Raw genomic sequence first — 18,603 nt, 5'->3', positions numbered from 1 at the left:
ATTAATCATGAGTAAAGAAATGTTAAACGCACTAGATGCGTTAGAAGCAGAAAAAGGAGTATCAAAAGAAGTCGTAATCGAAGCTTTAGAAGCGGCATTGATTTCTGCATATAAACGTCATTATGGCCAAGCGCAAAACGTTGAGGTAGAATTTGACCGCAAAAAAGGCAACATCCATGTATTTGCAGTTAAAGAAGTCACTGAAGAAGTAATGGATTCGCAATTAGAAGTTTCGTTAAAAGATGCGATGTTGATCAATCCTGCTTATGAAATTGCGGATAAGATCCGCTTTGAAGTTACTCCTAAAGATTTTGGTCGAATTGCAGCCCAAACGGCAAAACAAGTGATCTTACAACGTGTTCGTGAAGCAGAACGTTCAATTATCTATAATGAATTTAGCGCTTACGAAAAAGATATTATGCAAGGGGTCGTTGAACGTCAAGATAGCCGTTACATCTACGTGAATTTAGGGAAGATCGAAGCTGTTTTATCAAAACAAGACCAAATGGCCAACGAATTTTATCAACCACATGATCGAATCAAAGTTTACGTGTCACGTGTTGAAAATACGTCAAAAGGACCACAAGTTTTTGTAAGTCGTAGCCATCCAGATTTATTACGTCGCTTATTCGAACAAGAAGTGCCAGAAGTGTATGATGGTATCGTTGAGATCGTAAGCATTGCTCGTGAAGCAGGAGATCGCTCGAAAATCGCTGTGCGTTCACATGATGAAAATATCGATCCAGTTGGAACATGTGTAGGACCAAAAGGCCAACGTGTTCAAGCCTTAGTCAATGAATTAAAAGGCGAGAATATGGATATTGTTGAATGGAATGAAGATCCAGCTGTCTTTATTGCCAATGCTTTAAATCCTGCAGAAGTTTCTGATGTGATTTTTGATCAAACTAATCCAAAGGCGTGTACAGTAGTCGTTCCAGATTACCAATTATCACTAGCGATTGGAAAACGCGGTCAAAATGCACGATTAGCTGCAAAATTGACTGGATTTAAAATCGACATCAAATCAGAATCAGATATGGCTGCTCTTTATGAACAAAAAGAACAAGCAAGTAAAGAAGAAGCGCTTATTGAAGAAGAAATCGTCAGCGATGATTTAGCTGCGGCAGTAGAAGAAAACCAACAATTAGTCGAAGAAACATTGGTTGAAGAAGTTTCAGATGAACTAATCGAAGAGTAAACAAGGGAGGGATTTTTCATGAAAAAACGTAAAATTCCATTAAGAAAATCGGTCGTATCGAACGAAATGTTTCCTAAAAAAGAACTCTTGCGTATCACACGGTCGAAAGAAGGAGACGTTGCGATCGATCCATCCGGTCGTATGCCTGGCAGAGGAGCATATATTGCCATTGATCCTAAAGAAGCCCAATTAGCTTGGGACAAAAAAATCTTAGATCGAGTGTTTGAAACGACACTTTCTGACGAATTCTATCAAGAATTAGTGGATTATGTAGCACATCAAAAAGCACGTCAGGAACTTTTTGCAAATGAATAAACAAAAAGCGAAAAATATGTTAGGCTTAGCCATGAGAGCAGGGGAAATCGTAAGTGGTGAAGAACTCGTGTTACGAGAGATTCGTCAACAAAACGTACCATTAGTTTTTGTTGCATCAGATGCTAGCCAAAATACGCAAAAAAAAATCAAAGATAAAGGTGCATTCTATCATGTGACAGTACTGGATACCTTTACGTCTGAAGAAATCGTTCAGTCAATCGGCAAGCCACGAATGGTCATAGGCGTGGTAGACCAAGGTTTTGCCCGTCGCATTAAAGAATTGCTCTTAGAAGAAATGTAGCTTAGCTACGGGGTGAAGTACGGACTCATCCTTTAAACAAGGTACCGATCGAAGATAAACCACGAATCTGGCAAGAGAGGCAATAACCTCTAAAATCGGAATACTCATTAAGGAAGTACTAAAACTAGATGACTCAATCTAATCAAACGAACCAATCTAACCAAAAAAATACGAAGCCTGCAGCAAATCGCAGCAATACTACGCGTCCAGCAGGAAATAATGCAAATCGTAATAACAATACGCAAAGCCGTAACAACAATACACAAAACCGTAGTAACACGACTGGCAATACTGCGCAACGAAGCAATACAACGAGTGGAAATACAACACAAAACCGTTCGAATACGACTGGAACTACCCAAAATCGTAACAGCAATGGTGGAAACACGCAAAACCGCAATACATCAGGCGGTGGCAATAACAATAATCGTGGACGCAACAACAACTATGGCAACAACCGTAATCGTTTCAATAAAAAAGGGAAAAAAGGCCGTCCAAATCATAACCAAGAGAAAAAACCAGCTGTACCAGCACGTAAATTCCGTGAATTACCAGATGTATTAGAATATACAGAAGGAATGAATGTTGCGGATATCGCGAAAAAAATTCACCGTGAGCCAGCTGAAATCATTAAAAAACTCTTTATGATGGGTGTCATGGTCAATCAAAATCAACCATTAGATAAAGATACGATCGAATTATTAGCAACCGACTACGGTATGGAACCACAAGAAAAAGTACAAGTGGATATTGCCGATATCGACAAATTCTTTGAACCAGAAGAAGTGAAAAAAGAAAATCTAGTGGCTCGCCCGCCAGTTGTTACGATCATGGGACACGTTGACCATGGGAAAACAACATTACTAGACACATTGCGTAACTCACGTGTGACAAGTGGTGAAGCTGGTGGAATCACGCAACATATCGGAGCGTATCAAATCGATATCCACGGCAAGCCAATCACATTCTTAGACACACCAGGACATGCGGCCTTTACAAGTATGCGTGCGCGTGGAGCAAGTATCACAGATATCACGATTTTAGTCGTTGCAGCAGATGATGGGGTAATGCCACAAACAGTTGAAGCGATCAACCATGCGAAAGCTGCCGGTGTGCCAATCATCGTAGCAGTAAATAAAATCGATAAACCAGGTGCGAACCCACAACACGTGATGCAAGAATTAAGTGAACACCAATTGATTCCTGAAGCTTGGGGTGGCGATACGATCTTTGTTGAAATCTCAGCGAAATTCGGTCAAAACATTGAAGAATTACTAGAAATGATCCTTTTAGTTGCTGAAGTGGAAGATTTAGAAGCAGATCCAACTCAAAATGCGATCGGTACAGTAATCGAAGCTCGTTTAGATAAAGGAAAAGGTCCAGTATCGACGTTACTTGTCCAACAAGGGACATTACGCGTGGGAGACCCAATCGTAGTTGGAAATACTTTTGGTCGTGTACGTGTGATGACCAATGACTTGGGTCGTCGCGATAAAGCAGCAGGACCAGCAACACCAGTTGAGATTACAGGATTAAATGATGTACCTCAAGCAGGCGATCGTTTTGTAGTCTTTGATGATGAAAAATCAGCTCGTGCCGCTGGTGAAGAGCGTGCCAAACGTGCGTTGTTAGAACAACGTGCAAGTAGCAGCCGTGTAACATTAGAAAACCTATTTGCTAGTCTTAAAGAAGGCGAGTTAAAAGATGTTAACGTCATCGTCAAAGCAGACGTGCAAGGTTCAGCAGAAGCGGTAGCTGCTTCATTACAAAAAATCGATGTTGAAGGCGTACGTGTGAAAATCGTCCATTCAGCAGTTGGCGCAATCAATGAAAGTGACGTAACGCTTGCTGCAGCAAGTAATGCGATTATCATCGGATTTAACGTTCGCCCAACACCTCAAGCAAGACAACAAGCAGAAGCAGAAGAAGTCGATATTCGCTTGCACCGTATCATTTATAAAGCGATCGAAGAAATCGAAACAGCGATGAAAGGAATGCTTGATCCTGAATTCGAAGAAAAAATCACTGGTCAAATGATCGTTCGTGAAACGTATAAAGTTTCGAAAGTCGGAACGATTGCTGGAGCTTACGTTACAGAAGGCTTTATCCGTCGCGACAGTGGCGTACGTGTGATCCGTGAAGGAATCGTGATTTACGAAGGTAAATTAGAAAGCTTGAAACGCTTCAAAGACGATGCCAAAGAAGTCCGCATGGGGTATGAATGTGGAGCAATGGTTGAAAAATTCAATGACCTTAAAGTAGATGACATCATCGAAGGCTTTGTAATGGAAGAAATCAAAGCCGACTAATAGGAGGGATACTATGGCAAACTATAGAGACCGTCGAGTGGCACAAGAAATTTTAAAAGAAGTCAATCAAATCTTACGTAAAAAAGTGCGTGACCCACGTGTACAAGATGTGACCATTACAGATGTTCACGTTACAGGTGATTTGCAACAAGCAACAATTTATTACAGTATTTTATCTGACTTGGCTTCTGATCGTGAAAAGGCGCAAAAAGGATTGGAAAAATCTTCTGGTCTGATCCGTCGTGAACTCGGACACGCACTCACGTTATATAAAACACCAGAACTTGTTTTTGAGATTGATCAATCAGTTCAATATGGAACAAAAATCGATCAGTTGTTACGCGATTTAAACAAAGAGTAAACAAGTAGAGTATCGACCGCGGTCGATACTCTTTTTTTATGATCAAACTTGATAGATGGATATGCTATAATAAAGCAGTTAAAAAAAGAGAGGTGTAAACCATGGATGGTATCTTACCGTTATGGAAAGAGCGTGGCATGACGAGCCACGATTGTGTATTTAAATTAAGAAAGATCTTGCAAACAAAAAAAGTTGGACACGGCGGAACACTTGATCCTGATGTAGAAGGCATTTTACCGATTTGCATCGGTAAAGGAACCAAAGTGATCGAATTTTTGACCGATTCGGGTAAAGTTTACGAAGGAGAGATCACGCTAGGTTTTAGTACGACAACTGAAGATAAATCAGGGGAAGTAGTGGAGCAAAAAGCGGTACTTGCGCCACTTACAACGATCGAGATCGATGAAAAAATGGCAAGTATGGTAGGAGAGATCACACAGATTCCTCCTATGTATTCAGCTGTCAAAGTCAACGGTCGTAAACTTTACGAGTACGCGCGCAATAACGAAGAAGTGGAGCGTCCAATCAGAAAAGCTGTGATCACTTCTTTTGAACGCACAACAGAGCCAGTGTTCGATCAAGAAACACAAACACAGTCATGGTACTTTAAAGTAGCGTGTGGCAAAGGGACCTATGTTCGCACTTTAGCTGTTGATCTAGGCAAAGCATTAGGCTATCCAGCGCATATGTCAGATCTTGTTCGGACGCAAAGTGGTGGATTTACAAAAGCACAGGCATTGACGTTAAGTCAAGTTCAAGAAGCAAAAGAAGAAAATCGCTTAGAAGACTTTATTTTGCCGATCGAGTATGGTGTGAAAAAATTTGATCGAGTCGATATTAGTGATCGTTTATACCAACAAGTCAAAAATGGAATGCGTTTAGACTATACTGTTTTTGGCCTTCAACATGTTCCAAGTGAGCCGATTGCTTTGTTTTATCAAGAAAACGTTGTAAGTTTATACTATCGCTATGATGAGAAGACGACGGTTTTAAAACCGCTAAAAGTATTTCGAAACGATTAAGGAGACAGTATGCAAGTAATTGAGATTAGACATCCTTATCATCAAGAACAACTACCTAATGAACCCATGGTTTTGGTATTGGGTTTTTTTGACGGGGTACACAAAGGACATCAAAAAGTGATTGAAACAGGGCGTAAAAAGGCAGACGAATTAGGCATTAAATTAGCTGTGATGACATTTAATCAACATCCATCGATCGTATTTAAGAAAATCGCGCCACATTCGATGAAGTATTTAACAACAGTGAAACAAAAAGCAAACTTGATGGCACAACAAGGCGTGGATTACTTATTTGTTGTCGATTTTACTTCAGGATTTGCTAGTCTATCTCCGCAAGCATTTGTCGATCAATATATCGTCAATTGGCAAGCGAAAGTTGTCGTTGCGGGGTTTGATTATACGTATGGACCCAAAGAAATCGCGGCGATGGAGCATTTACCGCTTTATGCCAAGGAACGTTTTGAGGTCATTACGGTACCTAAAAAGACGCTAACAGGTGAAAAGGTCAGCTCAACGCGCATCCGTCAAGCGTTAGCTGCAGGAGAAATGGAGGAAGTGAATACAATGTTAGGGTATGAATACGTAACAGAAGGGTTGGTCGTTCATGGAGATGCTAGAGGACGTTTATTAGGGTTTCCGACTGCCAATATCCAAACCAAATCGACAGTGCGTTTACCAAAAGAAGGGGTTTATGTAACCGAGATTTTGATCGGTGATACGTGGTATCCTTCAATGGGGTCTATTGGTCGAAATGATACCTTTGAAAAAAATCGACCTATTACAGTGGAAGTAAATATTTTTGACTTTCACGAAGATATTTACGGCGAACATGTTGAAGTACGTTGGTTGGCTTATCTACGTGATCAAGAAGCCTATCCTTCAGTGGACGCTTTGGTCACGCAACTACAATTAGATGAAAAAAATAGTCGTGCTTACTTTACTGACAAATAAAGGAGGGGTTATTTGGGCGAAAAAACAAAAACAACGACGGGCTTACCGAAATATCAACAAGTTGCAATTGAAATCGCGGAACGTATTGTGGAAGGCCGTTACCGTATTGGGGAAAAAATCCATGCACGCTCGACACTTGCGACGCATTTTAATGTTTCACCAGAAACGGCACGCAAAGCGATCAATGTGTTAGTGGATCTACAAATTATGGACGTCAAACATGGAAGTGGTGCATTTGTATCATCAAAAGAAAAAGCACATGATTTTGTTGAGCAATATAAGGGGATCCAGACCATTCAAATGATTCGTGAAGATATGAAAGAAAGTATCCAGCGATCTAAAGAAGAAGCTGAACGACAATATCAGTTGTTAAATGACTTGGTGCGTCAAATGAAGCAAGTTCACGATCAATTGCCTTTTGTACCATATGAGATTTTTTTGACGAGTGAAGCACGTAACTTAGAAGTGAGTATCAAAGATTTAAACTTTTGGCATCAAACAGGTGGAACGATTATTGCCATTCAAACAGATACGGAAACAATTATTTCTCCAGGGCCGTACGCGAAACTAAGTGTTGGCAATCGAGTGTTTTTTGTTGGAAGTGAAGTCGTTTACCAACGTGTATCTAACTTTTTTTATGCGAATGAAACCCGTTAATATCAGCTTACATTGAGCCGGAACTTTTTTTCATGAAAAGTTTCGGTTCAATTTTTTGACAAACTGACCACACGATGTTAATATAGTATGGTCAGTTTGATATTTTTTTAATATTTAAATCAGAAATAGGAGAGTGATATTTTTGGTAAAAGTTCGAGTGGAACATTTAACAAAAATCTTTGGGAAACGTCAACAACAGGCGTTAGAATTAGTAAAACAAAATAAATCGAAAAATGAAATCTTAGAACAAACCGGAGCAACGGTTGGAGTTTATGACGCGAATTTCGAAGTGAATGAAGGGGAAATCTTCGTAATTATGGGTCTATCTGGTAGTGGGAAATCGACACTCGTTCGCTTGATCAATCGCTTGATCGATCCTTCTTATGGAGATATCTATATCGATGGTGAAGATATCGCAAAAATGAATAAAGAAGAATTACGCGAGGTCCGTCGTCACAAAATCAACATGGTATTCCAAAACTTTGGGCTATTCCCACACCGTACGATTTTAGAAAATACGGAATATGGTTTGGAAGTTCGTGGTGTACCAAAAGAAGAACGTACACAAAAAGCCGAACAAGCGTTAGAAAATTCTAGTTTGATCTCATTTAAAGATCAATATCCAAATCAATTATCTGGTGGGATGCAACAACGTGTGGGGCTAGCCCGTGCATTAGCAAATGACCCAGAAATCTTATTGATGGATGAAGCTTTTTCAGCGCTTGACCCGTTGATCCGTCGTGAAATGCAAGATGAGTTATTGGAACTACAAACAAAAGTTCAAAAAACAATCATCTTCATCACTCATGACTTAAATGAAGCTTTACGCATTGGTGATCGCATCGCCTTGATGAAAGATGGTCAAATCATGCAGATCGGTACGGGTGAGGAAATCTTAACAAACCCAGCCAATGACTTTGTCCGCGAATTCGTAGAAGATGTGGATCGCTCGAAAGTCTTGACGGCGCAAAACATTATGGTTCCTGCGATTACCACAAACATCGAAATCGATGGACCAAACGTTGCGTTAACACGTATGCGTAAAGAAGAAGTAAGTATGTTACTTGCAATCGACAAACAGCGTAAATTAAAAGGAAGCTTAACGGCAGAATCTGCTCGTGACGCTCGTAAAAATAATTTACCATTAAAAGAAGTAATCGATAAAAATGTGAAGAAAGTCCATGCAGATACATTAGTCACGGACATTTTCAACTTGATTTATGATTCTCCAACTCCATTAGCTGTTGTCGATGACAATGAAAAATTAATGGGAGTTGTGATTCGCGGTAGTGTGATTGAAGCTTTGGCTGATACAGAAGGACCTATCGAAGAATCAATCATTGAGGAGGAAATGTTAAATGGATAATTTTTTACAACAATCGATTCCAGTTGCAGATTGGGTTGAAAGTGCATCAAGCTGGATAACTACAACTTTTTCTGGATTATTTCAAGTCGTTCAAGACGGCGGAACTGCCGGAATGAACTTTATTACTAACGTATTAACATTGATTAATCCGTTATTGTTTATTGTCGTGATGACTGTCGCAGCCTTTATGATTTCTGGCCGTAAATGGGGATTAGCTGCGTTTAGTTTTATTGGATTGCTATACATCTACAATCAAAACTTGTGGGGCGACTTGATGAATACCGTGACGTTAGTGATCGTATCCAGTTTAGTGTCGATCATCATTGGGGTACCACTAGGGATCTGGATGGCCAAAAGTGATCGTGCAGAAAAAGTGATCCAACCGATTCTTGACTTCATGCAAACCATGCCTGGTTTCGTCTACTTGATTCCAGCTGTTGCCTTCTTTGGTATCGGGATGGTTCCTGGGGTATTTGCCTCTGTAATCTTTGCTTTACCACCAACTGTTCGTTTTACGAACTTAGGGATTCGTCAAATTCCTAAAGAATTGGTTGAAGCATCGGATTCATTTGGTAGTACGGGACGTCAACGTCTATTCAAATTAGAATTGCCATTAGCAAAAAGTACGATTTTAGCTGGGATCAACCAAACAACAATGCTTGCATTGTCAATGGTCGTGATCGCGTCGATGATCGGAGCTCCTGGTCTAGGTCGTGGAGTATTATCTGCCTTACAACATGCGCAAGTCGGAAATGGTTTTGTAAACGGGTTAGCCTTAGTAATCTTAGCGATTATTATCGACCGTTTCACACAATTGATCAATAAACCAAATCACCAAAAAGAAAAATCTGTTAGCAAGAAAACTTCTCGTATTGTGACAGTCGTAGCACTTGCTGCTATCGTAGTATCAATCGTAAGTGGTGCTTTCTTTAATGGTAAAGATAATCAAGCTGGAGCGAAAGGTACGGTAAACTTAGCTTATGTGGAGTGGGATACTGAAGTTGCATCAACGAATGTTGTCGGTGAAGTTTTGAAACAAATGGGCTACACCGTAAACTTAACCCCTTTAGATAATGCGATCATGTGGCAATCTGTGGCAACTGGTCAGTCAGATGCGATGTTATCTGCTTGGTTACCAAGTACGCATAAACCACAATATGAAAAATATAAAGATCAATTGGTCGATTTAGGACCGAACCTTGAAGGAGCTAAAGTTGGATTAGTTGTGCCATCTTATATGGACGTGAATTCAATCGAAGACCTAAAAGACCAAGCTAACAAAGAAATCGTTGGGATCGAACCTGGTTCAGGTGCAGTAGCTGCAGCTGAAAAAACCCAAGAGTCTTATCCAAACTTAGCAGATTGGAAAGTTTCGACTTCTTCATCTGGTGCGATGATGGTTGCGTTAGATCAAGCGTACCAAAACAAACAACCGATCGTGATCACAGGTTGGTCACCACATTGGATGTTTGCAAAATATGACTTGAAATATCTTGAAGATCCAAAAGAGACAATGGGTGGAGCAGAAAGCATCCATACCATGACACGTGAAGGATTCAAAGATGATATGCCAGAAGTCAATGAAGTATTAGACAACTTTAACTGGACAACAGATGATGTTGAATCTGTAATGCTTGAAATTTCTAATGGCGTGTCACCTGAAAAAGCAGCACAAAACTGGATTGAAAAAAATCAAGATAAAGTCGACGAATGGACTAAATAAACAAAAAAGAAGTCATCTGAATATGGCTTCTTTTTTTGTTTTGCTTTTTGTAGAGTGACTTTACATGGTAAAAGATGTTATAGAATAAGCTATTCATTTGTTGTACTCATTCTAGTTTTATTTTTCATTTTCCAACATATCTGCCCCGGTAGGAACAAAATAAGCTGTCCCCTCATTTTTCCAACCAACATCGACTAAATGTTGGATCTCAGAGGCATTTTTAGTAAATAAATGGCTTCCCGGTCCATCAGCATTCGGATTGAAGGCACGGTATACGGCTTGTGTATTCATTGTTTGAATGAAATCCCTTCTGGAATCCAAGTCGCTTCATATAGTGCAAAATATTCACCTTGGTTCGTCGTAAACATATGCTCACCAGAATTTGGATTATAAATACGATAAATCGGTACCGTTGACCAGTCATATCCTGCGTATGCTACAGCCTCGTTTTTCCATCCTTTATCGACAACATAATTAAATTCATCTTTAGACATCGTATAAAGATGATCTCCAGAATTTGGGTTATACGCACGATAAACATCCTGGATAACTCCGTGGGCGAACGGTGCTGGATATGGCAGATTTGGATTGCCTAGCTCACCCAAAATGAACGTCAATTGATCAAAATGAGTAAATTCTTCTTTAAATTGTGCAAGCGATGTTGCAGTTCCATCTAATTGCCAAGCTGATTCGCTATTTTTAATAGAAACATTTTCTCCAAACAAAAGATGTTTCACTTCTTTACGAGCAATTTTTTGAGAGGCGTCCACAAATTCTGAATTCTTTTCAACTTCTGAAAGTGTAGCAGCATCATAGATTACACCGTTTTCAACACGTAAAGTACCTGTTTTGGTATCAAAGGTTACTTTTGCTGTACCCCATGTACTTATAACTGTATTTTTTTCGGTCATTACAGGTGGTTGACTTTCTGCATAAACGATAGTGGTAGTCAATGCTGTGGCACTAACTGTGAGTAAAATTGTCGCACAAAACCCAATCAATACACTTTTTTTCATGTTTTTCCCTTCTTTCTTATTCAAAAATAAGATCACTTAAAGAAAATGGTAGGTTATCCATCCCAAACGATCTCTTACTTACAAGTATATAGAATAAGAGGTTAAAAGTGAAATTACCTTTTGTGTTTAGATTTTTGTAAAGCGGTTAGTGCATAGCAGTTAAATGAGTAGACAAGTGATTGTACTATAAAAGTTATGCATTTTTTTTGAACTCGCTCAGAAATGAAATCACGATTTTGATAGTAAAATTAAATTTAGCACACGAGTGAAAGTAGTATTTTGACATTTCGGTTTTATGTTGAAGAATCTCTTAAATTAAAATGAAATAAAAATGATTGTATTCAAATTTTAGGTAAGGGAGTGAGTTTTATGAAAATGAAGTATATTAGGTATAGTAGGGCTCGTTGTATTGATCGGGATTGGATTGTTTATCGTGAAGACGAGTACAAAAACAGAACCAGAATTTACTGTAACAAAAGAAAAAGACCAAACAATCTATACGATTACGCAAAAAGAAGACGAATATATCGAGATTGAAAGCAAGGATCTACGAGCGAATACAAGTACAGATGAAATGTCGACAAAAAATAGTCAAGTACCTTCCACTATAACCTATACTGTCACATTTAGTGTAGCGCAAAAAGAAGGAAAGGCAACATCTGAAGTCAAGATGTCTGTATCCGACACTAAATATGGAGAGATGGATGCTTACAAAAGCAGTAGGTCTTTTGACAAGACCTACTGCTTTTGTCCCATATAATCAATCAAAAAATGGTGCCGTAGGGGTCTTTATTTTTTCTGATCAAGAGCAGACGATCGAAGCTGTAAAAAAAGATCCTGAAAAGGCCAAAAAGTAAATCAGTCAAGATGATATTCTAGTGGAGCAAATCATTACCCTAAAAGAAAGATAATACATTCAGACTTTTAAACAGTGTGGATCGTAATGGTTTTGTGGTACACTAACCAAAGACCAAAAGAATGAAGAGGAATTTGATAATCATGAATCAACCAACACAATTGCAACGATCCGCTTATATTCACATCCCATTTTGTGAACATATCTGCTTTTATTGTGATTTTAATAAAGTATTTTTAGAAGGACAACCAGTCGACGAATATGTGACACGTTTATTAGATGAGATCTCATTGGCGCTAGCTAAACAACCGATCACCGCATCTCCTACGATCTATATCGGAGGTGGCACACCGACTTCTTTAAATGAAGCGCAGCTCGATGCCTTACTTTCTGGAGTCGTGTCGCGCTTTCCGATGGAGACGGTTAAAGAATTTACGATTGAAGCAAATCCCGGTGATTTGACAAAAGGAAAACTACAAGTCATGAAAAATTATGGCATCGATCGTCTGTCGATGGGGGTACAAACATTTGACGACCGTTTGTTGAAAAAGATTGGGCGTAAACATTCCGCGCAAGATGTTTACGATACGTTAGTCTTGCTTGATAAAGAAGGATTCCACAATATCAGTATCGATTTGATCTATGCTTTACCTGGTCAAACGCTTGAAGGATTTTCGGATACCTTAGCGCAAGCGTTAGCCTTTGACTTGCCGCATTATTCGTTGTATTCGTTAATTTTAGAAAATAAAACGATGTTTATGAATTGGGTCCGCCAAGGGCGAATGGAATTACCTAGTCAAGAAGTCGAAGTGACGATGTTTGAGCAAACGATTGAAGCAATGGAAAAATCAGGGCATCACCAATATGAAATCAGTAATTTTGCAAAACCTGGCTTTGAATCCAAGCATAATTTAGTGTATTGGAACAATGAGGAATACTTTGGGTTTGGAGCAGGTGCTAGCGGGTATGCCGATCAGACCCGCTATCGTAATTTTGGTCCGATCCAGCATTATCTCAACCCATTACGCGAACAAACTCTCCCCATTATGGAGCAAGAACCGATTGCTAGAGTCAATCAAATCGAAGAAGAACTCTTTTTAGGGTTGCGGAAACAAACGGGTGTGTCAAAAGCACACTTTGCAACGAAATTTTCGACAACGATCGACGCGTTATATCGACCAGTTTTAGATGAACTGATTGCTAAAGGATGGTTGATCGAAACAAAAGAAGCAATCGCTTTAACGAAAGCAGGAATGTTTGTAGGAAATGAAGTATTTGAACGTTTTTTATTGGATAAATAGTTACGAAACCGCTAGAGCAATTGGACTCTAGCGGTTTTTAGCACTTGATATAAAAGAGTGCTAAAAATGTGAGTGAAATTCTTGACAATTATCTAGAATATGATATATTTATACTTGTATTAGCACTTAAGTATATCGAGTGCTAACAAGGGGTGATGAAAATGTTGACCAATAGACAAGAAGAGATTCTACGTCTTATCATCCAGAACTATACTAGCGATGAACAGCCAGTTGGTTCGAAAACATTGATGGAATCTGGAATTGAAGCGAGTTCGGCTACGATTCGAAACGAGATGAAAACATTAGAAGCAAAAGGGTTAGTATTAAAGACCCATTCTTCTTCAGGACGTGTTCCTTCATTAGAAGGGTATCGTTATTATGTGGACCATTTATTGGTTCCAAAAACGATCTCTAAAGAAGAGACAGTCATGATCAAACATGCTTTTGCAAAAGAATTTCATGAAATCAATGAGATCATTCGTCAATCTGCGCTATTATTATCCCAGATGACAAATTATACTGCACTAGCACTTGGTCCGGAGATGAGTGATCGCAAGCTAACCGGGTTTCGGATGATTCCGTTAAATCAAAGACAAGTAGTGACGATTATTGTAACGGATAAAAATAACGTACAAAGTAGCGTATTTACAATTCCGGATACGATGAAGCTTGAAGATTTAGAAATGATTGCTTCAATAGTAAATGAGCGTCTACTTAATGAGTCATTGTTAACGGTATACCATCGTTTACGAACCGAGATTCCCATGATTATGAATCGCTATTTTCAATCGACGGAAGGGATTTTAGATGTGTTTTATCATCTGCTCAGTCAAGCGTTTGAAGATAAGGTATTCGTTAGTGGACGGATGAATGTATTGAATTTCGAAACGAATCAAAGTGGCACGACAGTGAAACAATTGTATGATTTTATGAAAGATTCTGAAGCGCTCGGTCAATTGTTTGCTTCTAGAAACGACTCGATCCAAGTCAAAATTGGAAAAGAGATCGGTGTGGATCTACTAGAAAATATGAGTATCATTCAAGCAAACTATGAAATTGAAAACCATGGCTTAGGAACCATTGCCTTATTAGGCCCGGCGAATATGCCTTATGCGCAAATGTATAGCTTAATGGATCTATTCAAAGATGAGCTATCCACGACATTAGCCAATTATTATAATGGATTAGACCATGTTTATCATCTATAGAAAGGATGGAATTAAGTGACAAAACATGAGCAAGATATGCAAGAAGAACAAGTCGAGGAACTTGTAGAAGATCAAGTGACCGAAGCAATGGAAGAAGAGGTTGTATCTGAACTAGATACAGTTAAAGCTGAATTTGAAGCAATGGAAGATAAGTTCTTACGTGCTTCTGCGGAAATTGCGAATATTACTTCACGCAATCGTAACGAACGTGAATTGTTGCAAAAATACCGTTCTCAAGATTTAGGGAAAAAAGTATTGCCTGCAATCGACAATTTAGAGCGTGCAATGGCTGCTGAAGTAACGGATGAACAAAGTCAAAGCTTGAAAAAAGGCGTTGAAATGGTCTTAGAAAGCTTACGACATGCGTTAAAAGAAGAAGGAATCGAAGAAATTCCGGCTAAAGGTGAACCGTTTGATCCAATGCTGCATCAAGCAGTACAAACGATCCCAGCAACTGAAGATCAAGCAACAGATACGATCGTGGAAGTCTTACAAAAAGGCTATCGCTTACATGATCGCGTCTTACGACCAAGTATGGTTATCGTTGCACAATAAAAAATAAATCAAACCAATATTGATGTAAAATGAAAAAGGAGAGAATTAGATATGAGTAAAATTATCGGAATCGACTTAGGAACTACAAACTCTGCAGTAGCTGTATTAGAAGGCGGAGAAGCAAAAATCATTACAAATCCTGAAGGAAATCGTACAACTCCTTCTGTTGTCTCATTTAAAAATGGTGAAATCCAAGTGGGTGAAGTAGCAAAACGCCAAGCTGTAACAAACCCAAATACGATTTCTTCAATCAAACGCTACATGGGCGAACCTGGATACAAAGTTGAAGTAGAAGGTAAAAACTACACACCTCAAGAAATCTCAGCAATGATCTTACAATACATTAAAGGATTTGCAGAAGATTATCTAGGTGAAAAAGTTGAAAAAGCAGTCATCACTGTTCCTGCTTACTTTAACGATGCGCAACGTCAAGCAACAAAAGACGCTGGTAAAATCGCTGGTTTAGAAGTGGAACGTATCGTTAATGAACCAACAGCAGCAGCTTTGGCTTATGGTTTAGACAAAACAGATAAAGATGAAAAAATCTTAGTATTTGACCTTGGTGGAGGTACATTTGACGTATCTGTACTTGAATTAGGTGACGGCGTGTTTGACGTATTGTCAACAGCTGGAGATAACTTATTAGGTGGGGATGACTTTGATAACAAAATCATCGACCACATGGTAGATGCGTTCAAAAAAGAAAATGGAATCGATTTAAGTAAAGATAAAATGGCAGTTCAACGTTTGAAAGATGCTGCTGAAAAAGCGAAAAAAGATCTTTCTGGTGTATCAAGCACACAAATCAGCTTGCCATTTATCACAGCTGGAGAAGCAGGTCCACTTCACTTAGAAATGACCTTAACACGTGCGAAATTTGACGAAATCACAGCTGACTTAGTAGAACGTACAAAAGGTCCTGTACGTCAAGCACTAAAAGATGCTGGTTTATCTCAATCAGATATCGATGAAGTGATCTTAGTTGGTGGTTCTACACGTATTCCTGCAGTAGTAGAAGCAGTACGTAAAGAAACTGGTAAAGAACCAAACAAATCTGTAAACCCGGATGAAGTAGTGGCAATGGGAGCTGCGATCCAAGGTGGGGTAATCACTGGAGATGTAAAAGACGTTGTCTTACTTGACGTAACTCCATTATCATTAGGTATCGAAACAATGGGTGGCGTATTTACGAAATTGATCGATCGTAACACAACGATCCCAACAAGTAAATCACAAGTCTTCTCAACAGCAGCAGACAACCAACCAGCTGTAGATATTCACGTATTACAAGGTGAACGTCCAATGGCAGCAGATAACAAAACATTAGGTCGCTTCCAATTGACAGATATCCCAGCAGCACCACGTGGAATCCCTCAAATCGAAGTAACATTTGATATCGATAAAAATGGTATCGTAAATGTATCGGCTAAAGATTTAGGTACACAAAAAGAACAAACGATCACAATCAAATCTTCTTCAGGTTTATCTGATGATGAAATCGAACGCATGGTAAAAGATGCAGAAGCGAATGCTGAAGCAGATAAAGCGCGTAAAGAAGAAGTCGATCTACGTAATGAAGTCGATGCTTTATTGTTCACTGTAGATAAAACAACAAAAGAACTTGAAGGTAAAGTCGAAGAAGACGAATTGAAAAAAGCGGAAGAAGCGCGCGATGAATTAAAAGCGGCTGTGGAAGCAAATGATATCGAAGCAATGAAAACAAAACGTGATGCGTTAAACGAAATCGTACAAAACTTAACCGTTAAATTGTATGAACAAGCTGCTCAACAACAAGCACAAGCAGATCCTAACGCAGCTCAAAGTGGCGCTGATGATGTAGTCGATGCTGACTTTGAAGAAGTGGATGACAACAAATAATCTAGTTCACGTTGAAAAAGCCAAAGTCGACTGCTTTGGCTTTTTCTTTTGATAAAATTTGAGTAACATCTTGAAAAAATCTATGTTAGAATACTAAGGTATATGAAGAAAACGGAGGGAAGCCCATGGCAACAAAACGTGATTATTATGAAGTCCTAGGTTTACAAAAAGGAGCTTCGGACGATGAAATAAAAAAAGCGTATCGTAAGCTTTCCAAAAAATACCATCCAGATATCAATAAAGAAGAAGGCGCTGAAGCTCAGTTTAAAGAAGTTTCAGAGGCATATGAAATTTTAAGTGATCCACAAAAACGTGCCGCTTATGATCAATATGGACATGCCGGGACAGATCCAAACTATGGTGGCGGCGGAGGCTTTGGTGGCTTCGGCGGTGCTGGTGGATTCTCTGGTGGTGGTTTTGGTGGCTTTGAAGATATCTTTGAGTCATTTTTTGGCGGCGGAGGTGGACGTGCTGCTAATCCTAATGCTCCAAGACAAGGTGCAGATCTACAATACATTATCGATTTAACGTTTGAAGAAGCGGTTTTTGGTGTAGAAAAAGAAATCCACTATAAACGTGAAGAAACCTGTCATACGTGTGAGGGTAGCGGAGCAAAACCAGGTACGCAACCAGAAACCTGTCATAAATGTCACGGAGCAGGTCGTATCAATGTAGAACGTCAAACACCGCTTGGTCGTGTGATGACACAACAAACGTGTGACGTGTGTCATGGAACAGGAAAAGAAATTGCGCATCCATGTGAAACGTGTCATGGAACAGGGCATGAAAAAGCGAATCATAAAGTAAAAGTCACTGTTCCAGCTGGAGTAGAAGACGATCAACAAATGCGTTTAGCTTCTCAAGGTGAAGCCGGAACCAACGGTGGTCCTTATGGAGATCTATACGTGATTTTCAGAGTTAAATCGTCAAATATTTTTGAACGTGATGGCGGTGAGATTTACTATGAATTGCCATTAAACTTTGTTCAAGCAGCTTTAGGTGATGAAGTCCAAGTACCAACGGTTCATGGTGATGTGAAATTGAAGATCCCTGCTGGTACCCAAACAGGTGCGAAATTCCGCTTACGTGGTAAAGGAGCGCCTCGTCTACGTGGTGGTGGAAACGGTGATCAACAAGTGACCGTGAAATTGATTACACCGAAAAACTTAAATGAACAGCAAAAAGATGCGTTACGTGAATTTGCGAAAGCATCTGGTTTAAGTACTACAGAACAACATGCAGAAGGCTTTTTCGATAAAGTTAAAGATGCATTTGGTGGTAAGAAAAAATAAGCAAAAAGAAGCTGTGACCAAAATGGATAGCTTTAAGAAATAAGCCGAATCACGCCCGATAATTTCGGCTCTTTGTCAATAAGGACTGATGAAGAGAAATTTTACAAATCAGAGGAAGTAGAGAAATCTGCTTCCTCTGATTTTTTTGTTATTTTATGACGATTAACTGATTCATCATAAAAATTCTCGTTCTCATATTGTCAAAGGATTTAAATCCGTAACTTACTCGTTTTAGTGTTTTGATATGCGTGTTTTTAGCTTCGATTTTTCCGTTAGAATAGGGATAGATCATGG

At 39.2% G+C, this 18,603-nt stretch carries 18 protein-coding genes and 1 pseudogene; 16 read left to right on the top strand and 3 right to left on the bottom strand.

Annotated elements, in window-relative coordinates; genetic code table 11:
* Positions 1-7: 7 nt before the first annotated feature.
* The 10 genes and pseudogenes from nusA (at position 8) to ACWOEC_RS02285 (ending at position 10,203) form a co-directional block, all read left to right on the top strand.
* Positions 8-1,198 (top strand): transcription termination factor NusA, encoded by a 1,191-nt coding sequence (gene nusA, locus ACWOEC_RS02330; RefSeq protein WP_455305667.1) that lies wholly within the window; start codon positions 8-10, stop codon positions 1,196-1,198.
* 18 nt (positions 1,199-1,216) lie between these two features.
* Positions 1,217-1,513 (top strand): RNase P modulator RnpM, encoded by a 297-nt coding sequence (rnpM, locus tag ACWOEC_RS02325; RefSeq protein WP_297077242.1) that lies wholly within the window; start codon positions 1,217-1,219, stop codon positions 1,511-1,513.
* Complete coding sequence (locus ACWOEC_RS02320) at positions 1,506-1,814, top strand: L7Ae/L30e/S12e/Gadd45 family ribosomal protein (protein ID WP_455305665.1); 309 nt, start codon at positions 1,506-1,508, stop codon at positions 1,812-1,814. The genes rnpM and ACWOEC_RS02320 overlap by 8 nt, the downstream gene beginning before the upstream one ends.
* Positions 1,815-1,978: 164 nt before the next feature.
* A pseudogene (infB, locus tag ACWOEC_RS02315) lies at positions 1,979-4,123 on the top strand (translation initiation factor IF-2); the annotation flags it as partial.
* Between the two features lie 13 nt (positions 4,124-4,136).
* Positions 4,137-4,484, top strand: coding sequence for a 30S ribosome-binding factor RbfA (gene rbfA, locus ACWOEC_RS02310; RefSeq protein WP_297077245.1), 348 nt, complete (start codon positions 4,137-4,139; stop codon positions 4,482-4,484).
* A gap of 101 nt (positions 4,485-4,585) precedes the next feature.
* Complete coding sequence (gene truB, locus ACWOEC_RS02305) at positions 4,586-5,506, top strand: tRNA pseudouridine(55) synthase TruB (protein ID WP_297077246.1); 921 nt, start codon at positions 4,586-4,588, stop codon at positions 5,504-5,506.
* Positions 5,507-5,515: 9 nt separating this feature from the next.
* Complete coding sequence (gene ribF / locus ACWOEC_RS02300; protein ID WP_455305662.1) at positions 5,516-6,457, top strand: riboflavin biosynthesis protein RibF; 942 nt, start codon at positions 5,516-5,518, stop codon at positions 6,455-6,457.
* Positions 6,458-6,469: 12 nt separating this feature from the next.
* Positions 6,470-7,114, top strand: a complete 645-nt coding sequence (locus ACWOEC_RS02295) for a GntR family transcriptional regulator (RefSeq protein ID WP_455305660.1) — start codon at positions 6,470-6,472, stop codon at positions 7,112-7,114.
* 142 nt (positions 7,115-7,256) lie between these two features.
* Positions 7,257-8,480 (top strand): quaternary amine ABC transporter ATP-binding protein, encoded by a 1,224-nt coding sequence (locus ACWOEC_RS02290; protein ID WP_455305658.1) that lies wholly within the window; start codon positions 7,257-7,259, stop codon positions 8,478-8,480.
* Entirely contained in the window at positions 8,473-10,203 is a 1,731-nt protein-coding gene (locus tag ACWOEC_RS02285) for an ABC transporter permease/substrate binding protein (protein ID WP_455305656.1), read from the top strand. The genes ACWOEC_RS02290 and ACWOEC_RS02285 overlap by 8 nt, the downstream gene beginning before the upstream one ends.
* Positions 10,204-10,320: 117 nt before the next feature.
* Here ACWOEC_RS02285 and ACWOEC_RS02280 read toward each other — a convergent pair whose 3' ends face one another.
* The gene (locus tag ACWOEC_RS02280; protein WP_455305654.1) at positions 10,321-10,494 is read right to left on the bottom strand and encodes a hypothetical protein; all 174 of its coding nucleotides are present in this window, start codon (positions 10,492-10,494) and stop codon (positions 10,321-10,323) included.
* Positions 10,491-11,219, bottom strand: a complete 729-nt coding sequence (locus ACWOEC_RS02275) for a hypothetical protein (RefSeq protein WP_455305652.1) — start codon at positions 11,217-11,219, stop codon at positions 10,491-10,493. Before ACWOEC_RS02275 ends, ACWOEC_RS02280 begins: the two co-directional genes overlap by 4 nt.
* A 433-nt stretch (positions 11,220-11,652) precedes the next feature.
* Here ACWOEC_RS02275 and ACWOEC_RS02270 point away from each other — a divergent pair, with 433 nt between their 5' ends.
* The 6 genes from ACWOEC_RS02270 (at position 11,653) to dnaJ (ending at position 18,309) form a co-directional block, all read left to right on the top strand.
* Positions 11,653-11,979: a hypothetical protein gene (locus ACWOEC_RS02270; RefSeq protein WP_455305650.1), complete on the top strand. Its 327-nt coding sequence runs from the start codon at positions 11,653-11,655 to the stop codon at positions 11,977-11,979.
* A 239-nt stretch (positions 11,980-12,218) separates the two neighbouring features.
* Positions 12,219-13,376 carry a radical SAM family heme chaperone HemW gene (gene hemW / locus ACWOEC_RS02265; RefSeq protein WP_455305648.1) on the top strand — a complete coding sequence of 386 codons (1,158 nt, stop codon included), beginning with the start codon at positions 12,219-12,221 and terminating at the stop codon, positions 13,374-13,376.
* Between the two features lie 161 nt (positions 13,377-13,537).
* Positions 13,538-14,584 (top strand): heat-inducible transcriptional repressor HrcA, encoded by a 1,047-nt coding sequence (gene hrcA, locus ACWOEC_RS02260; protein WP_455305646.1) that lies wholly within the window; start codon positions 13,538-13,540, stop codon positions 14,582-14,584.
* A gap of 36 nt (positions 14,585-14,620) precedes the next feature.
* The gene (grpE, locus tag ACWOEC_RS02255; protein WP_455305898.1) at positions 14,621-15,139 is read left to right on the top strand and encodes a nucleotide exchange factor GrpE; all 519 of its coding nucleotides are present in this window, start codon (positions 14,621-14,623) and stop codon (positions 15,137-15,139) included.
* A 51-nt stretch (positions 15,140-15,190) separates the two neighbouring features.
* Positions 15,191-17,017, top strand: a complete 1,827-nt coding sequence (dnaK, locus tag ACWOEC_RS02250) for a molecular chaperone DnaK (RefSeq protein ID WP_455305644.1) — start codon at positions 15,191-15,193, stop codon at positions 17,015-17,017.
* A gap of 125 nt (positions 17,018-17,142) precedes the next feature.
* A complete protein-coding gene (gene dnaJ / locus ACWOEC_RS02245; protein WP_297077267.1) occupies positions 17,143-18,309 on the top strand; it encodes a molecular chaperone DnaJ in 1,167 nt (388 codons plus the stop codon).
* 148 nt (positions 18,310-18,457) lie between these two features.
* Here the strand turns inward: dnaJ and ACWOEC_RS02240 are convergent.
* A partial coding sequence (locus ACWOEC_RS02240; protein ID WP_455305897.1) for a transposase occupies positions 18,458-18,603 on the bottom strand: 146 nt, incomplete at its 5' end.

The sequence above is a fragment of the Enterococcus bulliens genome (assembly GCF_053761865.1).
This window is presented reverse-complemented; position numbering and strand designations above follow the sequence as displayed.